The organism is Paraburkholderia hayleyella (assembly GCF_009455685.1).
GTDB lineage: Bacteria > Pseudomonadota > Gammaproteobacteria > Burkholderiales > Burkholderiaceae > Paraburkholderia > Paraburkholderia hayleyella.
Genome location: NZ_QPES01000001.1, coordinates 2,277,048 through 2,291,032, shown reverse-complemented (window position 1 = coordinate 2,291,032; position 13,985 = coordinate 2,277,048). Strand labels below are relative to the sequence as shown.

Annotated in this window: 8 protein-coding genes; 2 read left to right on the top strand and 6 right to left on the bottom strand. The window is 61.6% G+C overall.

The window, feature by feature from the left end:
* Window positions 1–325: 325 nt before the first annotated feature.
* Window positions 326–1,750, top strand: a complete 1,425-nt coding sequence (locus tag GH657_RS10155; protein ID WP_153100649.1) for a basic amino acid/polyamine antiporter — start codon at window positions 326–328, stop codon at window positions 1,748–1,750.
* Window positions 1,751–1,770: 20 nt separating this feature from the next.
* Window positions 1,771–3,036: an arginine deiminase gene (gene arcA, locus GH657_RS10150; RefSeq protein ID WP_153100648.1), complete on the top strand. Its 1,266-nt coding sequence runs from the start codon at window positions 1,771–1,773 to the stop codon at window positions 3,034–3,036.
* 266 nt (window positions 3,037–3,302) lie between these two features.
* Here arcA and GH657_RS10145 read toward each other — a convergent pair whose 3' ends face one another.
* The 6 genes from GH657_RS10145 to GH657_RS10120 form a co-directional block, all read right to left on the bottom strand.
* Window positions 3,303–6,620 carry an efflux RND transporter permease subunit gene (locus GH657_RS10145; RefSeq protein ID WP_153100647.1) on the bottom strand — a complete coding sequence of 1,106 codons (3,318 nt, stop codon included), beginning with the start codon at window positions 6,618–6,620 and terminating at the stop codon, window positions 3,303–3,305.
* A gap of 91 nt (window positions 6,621–6,711) precedes the next feature.
* Entirely contained in the window at window positions 6,712–9,849 is a 3,138-nt protein-coding gene (locus GH657_RS10140) for an MdtB/MuxB family multidrug efflux RND transporter permease subunit (RefSeq protein ID WP_153100646.1), read from the bottom strand.
* Between the two features lie 15 nt (window positions 9,850–9,864).
* Window positions 9,865–11,370 carry an MdtA/MuxA family multidrug efflux RND transporter periplasmic adaptor subunit gene (locus GH657_RS10135; protein WP_153100645.1) on the bottom strand — a complete coding sequence of 502 codons (1,506 nt, stop codon included), beginning with the start codon at window positions 11,368–11,370 and terminating at the stop codon, window positions 9,865–9,867.
* A 308-nt stretch (window positions 11,371–11,678) separates the two neighbouring features.
* The gene (locus GH657_RS10130; protein WP_153100644.1) at window positions 11,679–12,524 is read right to left on the bottom strand and encodes an IclR family transcriptional regulator; all 846 of its coding nucleotides are present in this window, start codon (window positions 12,522–12,524) and stop codon (window positions 11,679–11,681) included.
* Between the two features lie 522 nt (window positions 12,525–13,046).
* The gene (gene crcB, locus GH657_RS10125) at window positions 13,047–13,427 is read right to left on the bottom strand and encodes a fluoride efflux transporter CrcB (protein WP_153100643.1); all 381 of its coding nucleotides are present in this window, start codon (window positions 13,425–13,427) and stop codon (window positions 13,047–13,049) included.
* 205 nt (window positions 13,428–13,632) lie between these two features.
* Window positions 13,633–13,959, bottom strand: a complete 327-nt coding sequence (locus GH657_RS10120) for a hypothetical protein (protein ID WP_153100642.1) — start codon at window positions 13,957–13,959, stop codon at window positions 13,633–13,635.
* Window positions 13,960–13,985 lie beyond the last annotated feature (26 nt).

The following is a 13,985-nucleotide window of genomic DNA, read 5'->3' as shown; positions in this document are numbered from 1 at the left end:
GCACACGGGGCCCTGTCGCCTGCGTGATCATATATTTTCGGTGTGCGCGCATCATCCTGTCAGGCATTGAGACGATGCATCTGATTAGCAAAGGTCAGATCAAATATTCACCTCGCGTTAATTCTAGAATATGCGCTGGCGCTCAGGCCGAAATGAGCAGGCGGGAGTCTAATGTCTTGTGACGAAAATGGCATTTCGTGGATGCCGCCGCCTGTCAAAGTCGGCTAATCCTGTTATCAACCTGAACGCGCGACAATTCATGTCACAGGCAATTCATTTGTGACCTACAAACGATTCACAAGCAATCACAGCAAAAAAGGATCGTATGGCTTCTACTGAGCAAAAGATGTCGCGCATGCAACTCACTGCGATGGTAGTGGGTGGTATGGTCGGCGCGGGAATTTTCTCTCTTCCGCGCACTTTCGCGGATGCAACCGGCCCATTGGGCGCAGTCATTGCGTGGGTTATTGCAGGTACCGGCATGTATATGCTGGCGCGCGTGTTCCAGTCGTTAGCCGAACGGAAACCCGATCTTGATGCCGGGGTGTTTGCCTACGCGAAAGCCGGTTTCGGTGACTATCCTGGCTTTCTTTCCGCATTCGGCTACTGGATCGGCAGTTGTATTGGCAATGTTTCCTACTGGGTTCTGATCAAGTCCACACTCGGCGCATTTTTCCCTATATTCGGCGACGGTAATACGATCGCTGCAATTGTAGTCGCGTCAATCGGCATCTGGCTGTTCCATTTCATGATTCTCAGGGGCGTGCAGCAGGCCGCCTTTATCAATAGCGTTGTCACGGTTGCGAAGCTGATTCCCATTCTGGTGTTCATCGTCGTGCTGATCTTCGCGTTCCGAATGGATCTGTTCCGGGCTAACTTCTATGGTGGCGAGGGCGTGTCGGGGAGCATCTTCGAGCAGGTGCGAGCGACCATGCTGGTCACGGTATTCGTCTTTCTCGGCATTGAGGGAGCAAGCGTCTATTCACGTTTCGCCAAGGAGCGCACGGACGTCGGCAAGGCCACGATCCTCGGCTTCGTCGGCGTGACTGGCCTGATGGTGCTCGTGTCGATGCTGCCGTACGCGGTGCTGCCGCGTGGCGATATCGCGGGTATGCGCCAGCCTTCGATGGCTACCATGCTCGAGGCGGTGGTGGGTCACTGGGGTGCGATTTTTGTCAGCATCGGGCTGATCGCCTCGGTGCTCGGCGCCTATCTCGCGTGGTCGCTGATCTGTGCCGAAGTGATGTTCACCGCGGCGAAGACGAGCGACATGCCGGCGCTCTTCGCGCAGGAGAACAAGAACAAGGTGCCGGCCAACGCGCTCTGGCTCACCAATATCGTCGTCCAGCTGTTCGTGATCAGCACGTACTTTTCGCGTGATGCGTTCACGCTGATGCTCAATCTCACGAGCTCGATGTCGCTGATTCCATATCTGTTCGTCGCGGCCTACGGCTTCATCATCTCGCGGCGCGGCGAAAGCTATGAGGTTCGCCCGGAGGATCGCAAGCGCGATCTCATCATGGCCGCCGTCGCGGTCATTTACACCATCTTCATGATTCTCGCGGGCGGTCTGAAATTCATTCTGCTGTCAGCGGTGTTGTATGCGCCGGGAACTCTGCTCTATGTCTGGGCGCGGCGCGAGCAGAAGAAGATCGTTTTCACGACCGCGGAGTGGGTTATCTGCATCGTCGCCGTGTTGGGTGCGGTTGTCGGCGTCTACGGCCTGGCAACGGGCTTGATCACCATCTAGTTTTGTCACAGGAGTTCATCATGTCGGATGCAAACGCAGCTTCGAAGGAAGTCAGTTTTGGTGTGCACTCGGAGGTTGGGCAATTGCGCAAGGTGATGGTGTGCGCACCAGGGCTCGCGCATACCCGGCTGACGCCGAGCAATTGCGACGAGTTGCTGTTCGACGACGTGCTATGGGTGGAGAACGCCAAGCGCGACCATTTCGACTTCGTCACCAAGATGCGCGAACGCGGTGTCGAGGTGCTGGAAATGCACAATCTGCTGGCTGAAACGGTGGCGGTGCCCGAAGGCAAGAAGTGGATCCTCGATAACCAGGTGGTACCCAATCAGGTCGGACTGGGCTTTATCGATGAACTGCGAAGCTATCTGGAAGGGCTGGATAACCGCAAGCTGGCCGAAACGCTGATCGGCGGATTGTCGATCCACGACTTCCCGCAAGCGCATGGCGGCAAGGCACTGGAAATCGCCCGGGAAGCGGCGGGCACGACGGAATACCTGCTGCCGCCGCTGCCGAACACGCTGTACACGCGTGACACGACGTGCTGGATCTACGGCGGCGTGACGCTCAATCCGCTGTATTGGCCAGCGCGGCACGAGGAGACGATCCTCACGGCATCGATCTACCGGTTCCATCCGGACTTTGCGGGCAAGGTGAACGTGTGGTGGGGCGACCCGACTGAGGATCATGGGTTGGCGACGCTCGAAGGCGGCGACGTGATGCCGATCGGCAAGGGGGTGGTGCTCATCGGCATGAGCGAGCGGACCTCGCGTCAGGCGATTAGCCAACTGGCGGCAACGCTGTTCAAAAAGGGTGCGGCCGAGCGGGTGATCGTGGCGGCGATGCCGAAGATCCGCGCGGCAATGCATCTGGATACGGTGTTCACGTTCGCCGACCGCGACTGCGTGCTGCTCGCGCCGGAATTCATGAACAAAACACGCACGTTTTCGTACCGGCCGAGCAATCATCCGAGCGGGGTGGAATTGCACCGCGAAGACAAGCCGTTCGTCGACGTGGTAGCCGAGGCGCTGGGGCTCAAGAAGCTGCGCGTGGTGGAGACGGGCGGCAGCGACTACCAGCGCGAGCGCACGCAGTGGGACAGCGGCGCGAACCTGGTGTGCGCTTCGCCGGGGGTGGTCTATGCATACGACCGTAATACGTACACGAATACGCTCCTGCGCAAGGAAGGCATCGAGGTGATCACCATCGTCGGCGCGGAACTCGGCCGGGGACGCGGAGGTGGCCATTGCATGACGTGCCCGATCGTCCGTGACCCGGTCGACTTCTGACGTGAATGGGCTGTGTCGTGACAAGACGGGCATAGCGAAAACTTCTGCAATGAAGAGAAATCATTGCGCTACCGACGAATAAAACTGATCAGCAGGGCTTCGGGTAATGCCAGCGTCCTTCACTGACCTTTGCTGACCTTTGCTGATCAGGGCATCGTCTCAATGCCGGACAGGATGATGACCCAGCGGTGCATGCTCGAATGAGCCACTTCGATTTCCCGTTCGGCCATCATTTCCAAAGCCCAGCTTCCGGCCGGGCCGCTCCCTCACTCCATGACCGGGCCCGCGCGCCGCGCTCGCCGTGACGCGGCCCACACCCGCAGCCGGTCCATATACAGATAAACAACAGGCGTCGTATACAGCGTCAGGATCTGGCTGACGATCAGCCCACCGACAATCGCAATCCCCAGCGGGGCACGCAGTTCCGCGCCTTCGCCACGACCGAACGCCAGCGGCACCGCGCCTAGCAGTGCCGCACAGGTGGTCATCATGATCGGCCGAAAGCGCAGCAGACAGGCCTGATGGATCGCGTCATAGGACGACATGCCTTCACGCGATGCGGCAATGGCAAAGTCGATCATCATGATCGCGTTCTTCTTGACGATGCCGATCAGCAAGATCACGCCGATTAACGCGATGATGCTGAACTCGGTACGAAACAGCAGCAGCGCCAGCAGCGCGCCGACGCCGGCCGAAGGCAGGGTGGAGAGAATCGTCAGCGGATGGATATAACTCTCGTACAAAATGCCCAGCACGATATACACAGCGGCGAGCGCCGCGAGGATCAGCAGCGGCTGGTTGGCCATCGCACTCTGGAAGGCCTGGGCCGTGCCCTGAAAACTGCCGTGGATCGTTCCTGGCACACCGATTCGCGCCATCGTGTCGTAGATCGCCTGGGTGGCATCAGACAGTGATCGGCCTGGCGGCAAGTTAAACGAGATCGTCGAGGCGACGAACTGGCTCTGGTGGTTGACCGAGAGCGGCGTGTTGCCTGGCGCGAAGTGGGCAATCGCGGACAGCGGAATCATCGTTTCTTTCGAGGTGGAGACCGCCGAGCCCGACGAAGCGCTCGATTTGCCGCTGGCGGCGATGGCGTTGGTTGCCTGGTTGCGGGCTGAATCGCTGGCGATGCGGGCGGCGCTCGATGCGCTCGTGCCGCCGGTGCCGCCTGTGCTGGCTGAGGTCGACACGGGCGCTGTCGTGGCCGTGGCGGTTACCGTTCCCGCGGTGGCATTGGTGAGCTGGGCGCCGCTGGCGCTGCCGCCCGAGGTGCTGATGTAAATCTGCTTGAGCATCTCCGGGCTTTGCCAATACTGCGGCGCGACTTCCATCACCACGTGATACTGGTTCAGCGGGTTGTAGATCGTCGAGACCTGACGCTGGCCAAAGGCGTCGTACAGCGTGTTGTCGATCTGTGCCGGCTTGATGCCGAGGCGGGCGGCGGTGGCCCGGTCAATGGTCACCATCGCTTCGAGGCCGCCTTGCTGCTGGTCGGAATTCACATCCGCCAGTTCGGGCCGCGCCTGTAGCGCTTCCGTGAGTTTCGGGCCCCACGTGTAGAGATCGGTGGTCGAATCCGCCAGCAGCGTGAACTGGTATTGCGCATTCGATTGCCGCCCGCCCACGCGAATATCCTGTACCGCCTGCAAGAACGTCCGCACTCCCGCGACCTCCGAGAGCGGCGCACGCAAGGCCTGGATCACCTGATCGGCGGAGTGCGTGCGTTCCTTTTTGCTTTTGAGCACCACGAACATAAAGCCCGAGTTGGTCTGCCGCCCGCCGGTAAAGCCGACGACGCTCTCGACAGCCGGGTTGGCCTGGACAATACGCATCATCTCGGCGAACTTCACTTTCATCGCCTGGAACGAGGTGCTCTGGTCGGCCTGGATGCCGCCGACGAGCCGTCCGGTGTCCTGCTGCGGAAAGAAGCCTTTGGGGATGACGATATAGAGCCACACGTTCAGGCCGACGGTCGCCAGCAGCGTGACGAGGATCAGGCGCGGGTGGCGTAGCGCCCAGCCCAGCGTGTGTTCATAGCTGCGTTGCAGGCGGGCGAAGCCGCGCTCGAGCCAGCGGCCGAAGCGTCCTTCTTCGCGTTTGTTGTGCGCTTCGGACAACAGCCGCGAGCACATCATCGGCGTGAGCGTGAGCGACACCAGCAGCGACACGCCAATCGCCAGCGACAGCGTCAGCGCGAACTCCCGGAACAGCCGCCCGACGATGCCGCCCATCAGGAGGATCGGCAAAAACACCGCGACCAGCGAGAGGCTGATCGATAACACGGTGAAGCCGACCTCGCGTGCGCCAAGAATTGACGCGCGCATGCGCGGCATGCCGTTCTCGATATGGCGCGAGATGTTCTCCAGCACGACGATGGCGTCGTCCACGACAAAGCCGGTGGCGATGGTGAGCGCCATCAGCGAGAGGTTGTCGATCGAAAACCCGAGCAGATACATCGCACCGAAGGTGCCGATGATCGAGATCGGCACGGCGATGCTGGGAATCAGCGTCGCGCGCCAGTTGCGCAAAAAGAGAAACACCACCATCACCACCAGCGCCACGGCAATCACCAGGGTGTGCTCGGTGTCGCGCAGCGAGGCCCGGATGGTCGTGGAGCGGTCGGCGGTGGGCGTGACTTCGACATCCGCGGGCAGGGCGGCGCGCAGTTGCGGCAGCATGGCCTTGACGCGGTCGATGGTCTCGATGATGTTCGCGCCCGGCTGGCGGTAGAGGATTACCAGCACCGAGCGCTGGCCATTCATCAGGCCCTGGTTGCGCAGGTCTTCGACCGAATCGATGACTTCCGCGACGTCCGACAGCCGTACCGCCGCGCCGTTGCGATAAGCAATCACCAGATCGCGGTATTGCGCCGCCCGGCTGGCCTGATCGTTGGTGTAGATCTGTACCCGGTTGGGGCCGAACTCGATCGCACCTTTCGGGCTGTTGGCGTTGGCCGCGGCCAGCGCCGCGCGCACGTCCTCGAGGCCGATGCCGTACTGGAACAGCGCGTGCGGCTCCAGTTCGACGCGCACGGCCGGGTTGGCCGAACCGCTCACATCGACTTCGCCGACGCCGTCCACCTGGGAGAGCGACTGTTGCAGCACCGTCGCCGCCGAATCGTAAAGCTGCCCGGCAGGCAGCGTGGGGGAGGTGAGCGCGAGAACCAGGATCGGCGCGTCGGCGGGGTTGACCTTGTGATACGTCGGATTGCTGCGCAAGCTGGCGGGCAAATCGGCGCGGGCGGCGTTGATCGCCGCCTGGACATCGCGTGCCGCGCCGTCGATATCGCGGTTCAAGCCGAACTGCAACGTGATGCGGGCCGAACCAAGGGAGCTGCTGGAGGTGATCTCGGTGACATCGGCGATCGAGCCGAGATGGCGCTCCAGCGGGCTGGCGACACTCGTGGCGACGGTTTCCGGGCTGGCGCCGGGCAGGCTTGCCTGTACCGAGATGGTGGGGAAATCAATTTGTGGCAGCGGTGCCACCGGCAAGCGGATAAACGCAAAGACACCCGCGAGCGCGATGCCTACCGCCAGCAACGTGGTGGCAACCGGGCGCTTGATGAAGGGGCGGGAGAGGTTCATTGCAGGCCGGGCATGCGCTTAGGGGCGCTCAGGGGCGTTTAGGGGCATTTAAGGGCGTTCAGAGGCGTTGGGCGGCGCGGGTTTCATGCGGCTAGGGCGTTGCATCGCCGGCGGGCGCGCCGCCTACCGTTTTCAGGCGGCGGCGCACGCGTTGCGAGAGCGCATCGAACGCCAGATAAATCACCGGCGTGGTGAACAGCGTCAGCAACTGGCTGACGATCAGCCCCCCGGCGATGGCAATGCCTAATGGCCGCCGCAGTTCGGACCCCGCGCCGTTGCCGAGGATCAGCGGCAATGCGCCAAGCAGCGCGGCGAGCGTTGTCATCAGGATCGGGCGAAAGCGCAGCAGGCAGGCTTGATAAATCGCCTCGCGCGGGGGCATGCCCTGTTCGCGTTCGGCGTCGAGGGCGAAGTCGATCATCATGATGGCGTTCTTTTTGACGATGCCGATCAGCAACACGATGCCGATGATGCCGATGATGTCGAGATCGTGGCCGGTGAGCAGCAGCGCCAGCAGCGCGCCGACCCCCGCGGAGGGCAGCGTCGAGAGAATCGTCACGGGATGGATAAAGCTTTCATACAGCACGCCCAGCACGATGTACATCGTCACCACGGCCGCCAGAATCAGAAAGAGCTCATTCGAGAGCGAAGCCTGGAACGCCAGCGCCGCGCCCTGGAAGCGCATCTGGAACGACGCGGGCAACTGGATGTCGCGCCCGGCTTGCTCGATGGCTTTGACCGCTGCGCCAAGCGAAGCCCCCGGTGCCAGGTTGAACGACACGGTGGTCGCGGGAAACTGGCTCAGGTGCGTGACCAGCAAGGGCGCAGGCTGCTCGTAAAAGCGGGCGATCGCCGAGAGCGGCACCTGGCCGCCGCTTGCAGTGGACGAGGGCAGATAGATTGAATTGAGCGATTCGGCGTAATGCTGCATCTGCGGTTCGGCTTCGAGAATCACGCGGTATTGGCTCGATTGCGTAAAGATGGTCGAGATGATGCGCTGGCCAAACGCGTCGTAGAGCGCGTTATCGACCGTGGCAGGCGTGATGCCGTAACGCGCGGCGGTGGCGCGATCAATCTCGATGTACACCGACTGGCCGTTGTTTTGCAGATCGGTGGCGACGTCCGCGAGCTCGGGCGCTTGCTGCAGGCGCTCCATCAGACGCGGCACCCAGGTGGAGAATTCGTCAGCGTTCGGGTCGGTCAGCATGAACTGATACTGCGTTGGGCTGACCGTCGAATCAATCGTCAGGTCCTGCACCGGCTGCATATACAGCGAGATTCCCGGCACCTGCGCGACGTCATGCTGCAACTGGCGAATGATCTCGCTGGCGGTGGCGCTGCGCTCGTCGCGCGGTTTCAGGTTGATCAGCAGGCGAGCGCTATTGAGCGTGATATTGCTGCCATCGACACCGATAAACGAGGTCAGGCTTTCGACCTCGGGATGCTTCAGGATTTCGGCGGCAAGCTGTTGCTGGCGCTCAGCCATCGCCGCATATGACACCGATTGCGGCGCCTGGGTCATCGCCTGGATCACGCCCGTGTCCTGCACCGGGAAAAACCCCTTCGGAATGACCACGTACAGCACCCCGGTCAGCACCAGAGTGAGCACCGCGACGGCGAGCGTGGCGCGCTGGCGCGCCAGCACCCAGGTCAGCGCGACGGCATAGCGCGCAATCATGCCGTCGATGAACGCATGCACCCAGGCTTCGAAGCGGCGCGAGGGCGGGCGTTGCGTTGGGGTTGCGACGGGGGTATGGCGCAGCAGTTTCGCGCACAGCATGGGCACCAGCGTGAGCGACACCACCGCGGAAATCACGATGGTGACGGCCAGCGTGATGGCGAACTCATGAAACAGCCGGCCCACCACATCGCCCATGAACAGCAGCGGAATCAGCACGGCGATGAGTGAGACCGTGAGCGAGATGATCGTGAAGCCGATCTGCTTCGAGCCTTTGAGCGCCGCTTCGAGCGGGGGATCGCCGGCTTCGATGTAACGCGTGATGTTTTCGATCATCACGATGGCGTCGTCCACGACGAAGCCGGTAGCGATGGTGAGCGCCATCAGCGACAGGTTGTCGAGCGAGAAGCCACACAGATACATCACGGCCAGCGTGCCGATCAGCGAAAGCGGTACCGAGAGACTGGGAATCAGCGTGGCATAGACATTGGCGAGAAACAGGTACATCACCAGCACCACCAGCACGACTGCGAGCAGCAGCTCGAACTGCACATCGCGCACTGAGGCGCGGATCGTGGTGGTGCGGTCGGTGACGATCTGCACGTCCAGCGCGGCGGGCAGCGAGCCCTGCAGCTTCGGCAGCAGCGCCTTGATGTTGTCCACCACCTGGATCACGTTCGCGCCAGGCTGACGCTGCACGTTGAGGATGATCGCGGGCGTCAGGTTCGACCAGGCGCCGAGCTTGGTGTTTTCCGCACCCGCCACGATGCGCGCGACATCGGTCAGCATCACGGGCCGGCCATTCTTGTAGGCGATGACCGCGCTTTGATAAGCCGCCGCGTCGGTGAGCTGGTCGTTGGCGTTGATCGTATAGGCGCGCGAGGGGCCATCGAAATTGCCCTTCGGCGTATTGACGTTGAGATTGGCGATGGTGGTGCGCAGATCGTCGAGGTTCAGGCCATAGGATGCCAGCGCCCGGGGGTTGGCCTGAATCCGCACAGCGGGCCGCTGGCCGCCCGACAGGCTGACCAGACCCACGCCCGCCACCTGGGAGATTTTTTGTGCAAGACGCGTGTCGGCGAGATTTTGCACCTCGGTGAGCGGCATGGTTTTCGAGGTGAGCGCGAGCGTCAGGATGGGCGCGTCGGCCGGATTGACCTTGGCGTAGATCGGCGGCGCGGGCAGATCGGACGGCAGCAGGTTGCCCGCGGCGTTGATGGCGGCCTGCACTTCCTGTTCGGCGATATCGAGCGGCAAATCGAGGCTGAACTGTAGCGTGATGACCGACGAACCCGCCGAGCTTTGCGATGACATCTGGTTGAGCGAGGCCATCTGGCCGAACTGACGCTCCAGCGGCGCGGTCACCGATGACGTCATGACATCGGGGCTCGCGCCGGGATAGAAGGTTTGCACCTGGATGGTGGGGTAATCCACCTCAGGCAAGGCCGAGAGCGGCAGGAAACGCAAGGCGACCAGGCCGGCCAGCATGATGGCCGCCATCAGCAGGGCGGTGCCCACGGGACGCAGGATAAAGAGACGGGAAGGATTCATGCGGAGGCCGGGGGCTTACTGCCTGGCGGGCGGTTGCAGCGGGGTGCGAGCTCCCGGTGCGGATGGGGCGGCGGGTGTCGCGCCAGGCGCCGCACCTGGCGTTTGCGGACCCTGACCCTGACCCTGACCCTGACCCTGACCCTGACCCTGACCCTGACCCTGACCCTGACCCTGACCCGCATGAACGTGACGCTTGCCCTGGACGCCGCTGGCGACGGCACCCGGAGCGGCTCGTGGCGAGTCGGCTGGAATCGTGACGGCCGCGCCTTCCTTGAGGCGATCCGAGCCGTCGATCACCACCCGTTCGCCGGGTACCAGGCCTGACTCGATGCTGGTGCGCTCGCCGTCGATCGGCCCCACCTTGACCGGACGCACCGTGACGGTGTTATCCGGCTTGACCACATAGACAAACTGCCCCATCGAGCCATTGAGTACCGCGGGCGTTGGCACGATGAGCGCCCCATGCAAGGTGTCCACCAGCAAGCGGGTATTGACGAACTGGTTCGGAAACAGCCGCTTGCCTTCGTTTTTAAAGAGCGCGCGCAGCTTGAGCGTACCGGTGCTGGTGTCGATCTGGTTGTCGAAGGTTTCCAGCACGCCGCTTTCGAGGGGCGTCGTATTGCTGCGATCGTAGGCGGTCACCGACAGTTTTTTACCCGCATGGATCTGCTTCATGACCGGTTGCAGGTTGTCCTCGGCGGTCGTGAAGATCACGCTGATGGGCTGTAACTGCGTGATGACGACGAGGCCATTAGCCTGGCCTGGTGTCACGTAATTGCCTGGATCAACCTGGCGCAGGCCTACTCTGCCGGACACCGGCGCTGTGATGCGAGCGTAGGTCAGGTCGAGCTTGTAAGTGTCGATATTGGCGCGGTCGGAGCGGACCGTGCCTTCGTATTGCTTGACCAGCGAGGCCTGGGTGTCGACCTGTTGCCGCGCGATGGAGTCTTGTGCGAGCAGTGTCTGGTAGCGTTTCAGGTCGAGCCGGGCGGTTTGCAGCAGGGCTTCGTCGCGGGCGAGCGCGCCTTCTGCATTGGCGAGCGAGATTTGATAGGGACGTGGATCGATTTGCGCCAGCAGGTCGCCTTGGCGAACCATCTGGCCTTCATGAAAGGCCACGCTTTGCAGGACACCGCTCAACTGGGTTTGCACCGTAACCGTGGCCAGCGGCGTGACGGTGCCGAGCGCGTTCAGCACGATGGGCATGTCGCCTTGCGTGACGCTTGCCACGCGCACGGGCTGTTTGAGCGCACCCATGCCGCGTGCACCGCTGCGGCCCATGGCGCTCCGCGCAGCGGCTGGGCTGCCTGTTGCGCCAGCCGGGTGCTGCCATGGTCGCCAGAGCGCCAGCACGATGGCGCCGCTGAGCAGGGCCGCGAGGCCCAGCCCGATGAGGCGGCGGCGACGGCTCGCGGTGGCGGTGTCGCTGACGGACGGCGCAATGAGCGTTGCCGGGACGGTCGGGGCAGAAGGCGGGGCGGCAGGACGGGTTGTGTCTGAAGGCTTGCGGGGTTCGTCCATCGGTGCGGTCTGTTTAGCGTGAGAGGGCGCTGAGGTGCTGCGGCTGGGTCAATGCGGAAGATCGTGCGTTGCGCGCGGATGAGCGCGGCAGGGGTATTACATGGGTCTTGCAAGAGTGGGGCAGAAGAAAGCGGAGATTCGCGCCGCCAGCCATAGATGACGGGCGGTGACGGGCGGCGCGCGAAAGCATGATGCTACGTCCCAGGCTTCATTGCCGTCCAGCAATGTATTTTTCGCGGTATTACAGCGAGGGATGAGCGGCATGGCCTGGGGCACGAATCATGCCGCTCTTAAAACCGGATGGCGATTTATTCGATACGTCGGCCAGGCGTGCCGCCAATTTCCTCGGTAATTTTTGCAACGCAGTCCAGCAGTGCCGGGGCCGCGTGACTGATGAGCCATTCGCGGGGACACTGCAGCGCATGGCCGCCGCAATTGACGGCATAGTGCTGCCCCGAAGGGCCAATGAAGCCGGCGGCAATCGCATTCAGATCCTTGTGCCATTCGCCTATGGCAATGGTGAAGCCATTCGTTTGGGCTTCAAGCAATGACTGGGTTAGGCGTGCGCTGATGCGGCCCCATTCGCTACCGAGGATCGCTTGCAAACCGTCCAGCAAGGTTTGCCGCTCAGGTTCGTCCAGCACCGCGAGATAGGCATGTCCAACCGCTGTGCAGCACAGGTCCATGCGCGCACCAATATCGAGACGTGAGACGAGCACGGCGGAGCGGGGCCGGATGGTGTCGATGACCACCATGTCGAGCCGGTCGCGCACGGCCAGATGCACGGAAAGCGAGGTGGCTTCGGCCAGTTTGAGCAGGAATGGCCGGGCCCGGACGCGAATGTCGAAATTACGCAAAAAGCCGTTGCTGAGTTCGAGTACGGAGGCTGTGAGCACGAAACGTTCGCTGTCAGGCATACGGAACAGAAACCCCGCATTGACGAGCGTTGCCGTGATGCGCGAGACCGTGGGTTTGGGAATACGAGTTTGTTCGGCGAGTTCACGATTGCTGACTGGGGCATGGGCTGCGGCAATACGTCGCAGCACGGTCAGGCCACGCGCCAGCGCCAGAACTTCATCGCTGCCGCCGTCCTTGTCTTTTTCCCCGTCTTTGTCGGTATTAAGTGAATGAAGCGACATAGATGATTGATTCATATTGTTTTTTGAAACTGTATTTCAGGTTGGCGATTTTTACGGTTGGCGACTTAGTCTGGAAGGGGCACATCAAAAAATCCCTCTAAATGATAGTTTGTCTTGTTTAATTGGATGAATCATTGTGTGCCGCGCAATTTTCGAGATTTGACGGAATAACCAGATTTTTCTTGACTTAAGCAGCCGAAACGTAAAAAATGGAACCTAATTTCGAAAGCGCCTAAAAACACTTTTGTATAGTCTTGAATCAGCATCGGCTAGGCACAAACAGTAACCAGGCGCTGATTACCGGATCATGATGCGCAGTGTGCATTTTCCTGCTCCGGGTATTTCGAATACCGTCTCTCAGGTTCTAGCACGGCCCTCGGAATGGCTAGAACTTTTAAGGCGTCACGGTCACGTGACGCCTTTTTTTTCGTCTGGGCGGCGCAAGGTCTTGCGCACGGGCCATGGCAACCTGCGAGCTTGCCCTTTCTCTTTTCCGCTTAAATCTCTTTGGTCCTTTGATTCCTCGCTGCGTTTAACTTAACGCGTCATCAAGGCGACCGTGCCAAAGCCGAGCAGCGTCATTGCCAGCGAAGCGCCGACATGCGCGGCGATTTCGCCGAGGGCCCAGCCGACCCGGCCTTGCTGAAGGTGCAGCGCGACTTCGGCGGAGAATGTCGAGAATGTTGAGAGACCGCCCATCAACCCAGTGATGATGAAAAGCCGCCATTCGGTGGCAATCGTGGGGTAGCGCGCAAAGTAGGCGACGGCGACACCGATCACATACCCGGCAATAACATTCGACGTGAGTGTTCCGAGAGGCAGGGCGGGAAAGATTTTGTCCAGGCGGGTGGCGAACAGCCAGCGCAGCAGTGAGCCCGCAGCGCCGCCCAAAGCAACGGCGAAGATCGACAGATACATGTGTTCAAGCCAGACGGGAGAGAAGCGCCATTAAGCGCCATTAAGCGCCATTAAGCGCCATTAAGCGGCGAAAGCGCGCGGCCCCAGGTTGGGCCGTTGACAGCCGGGGCGTGAGCCTAACGCCGGACGCGGGCAGTCTATCATCCGTCGATCTATCGGCCTAGCCGGGGCAGAGGCCTTCACGAATGCGGCATGAGCGCCGTGTTCAGCACGCCTCAAACAGCCGAAGCGGTTTGAACAGCCTGCCGCCCCGAACCAGCCAGTAAGCACTGCAGCCCAACAGCAGCAGTATCATGGCCAGCACGATTTGTGGGTTGGGTGTCAGGCCATTGAGGCCATCGACCATAAACAGACCGCGGGCCGCGAGCAGGGCCGCGGCCCATAGTGCATAGACCGCCTGTGCGAGCAGGCGAGTACCGGTGCGACGGCGGGTGCGGTGCTGCAATGACCAGTTGGCGGGAGAGCGGGTGCAGATGAATGTAATCGTGAGCAACGCGATGAATAGGATGAAGATCCAGTTTGTCAGGGGCATAACTAAAGGGTTCCTTGTTGGCGGCC

Excerpts from the sequence above, each read along its gene's own strand:
- GH657_RS10155 (WP_153100649.1), top strand. The coding sequence starts at position 326 with ATGGCTTCTACTGAGCAAAAGATGTCGCGCATGCAACTCACTGCGATG.
- arcA (WP_153100648.1), top strand. The coding sequence starts at position 1,771 with ATGTCGGATGCAAACGCAGCTTCGAAGGAAGTCAGTTTTGGTGTGCAC.
- GH657_RS10145 (WP_153100647.1), bottom strand. The coding sequence starts at position 6,620 with ATGAACCTCTCCCGCCCCTTCATCAAGCGCCCGGTTGCCACCACGTTG.
- GH657_RS10140 (WP_153100646.1), bottom strand. The coding sequence starts at position 9,849 with ATGAATCCTTCCCGTCTCTTTATCCTGCGTCCCGTGGGCACCGCCCTG.
- GH657_RS10135 (WP_153100645.1), bottom strand. The coding sequence starts at position 11,370 with ATGGACGAACCCCGCAAGCCTTCAGACACAACCCGTCCTGCCGCCCCG.
- GH657_RS10130 (WP_153100644.1), bottom strand. The coding sequence starts at position 12,524 with ATGAATCAATCATCTATGTCGCTTCATTCACTTAATACCGACAAAGAC.
- crcB (WP_153100643.1), bottom strand. The coding sequence starts at position 13,427 with ATGTATCTGTCGATCTTCGCCGTTGCTTTGGGCGGCGCTGCGGGCTCA.
- GH657_RS10120 (WP_153100642.1), bottom strand. The coding sequence starts at position 13,959 with ATGCCCCTGACAAACTGGATCTTCATCCTATTCATCGCGTTGCTCACG.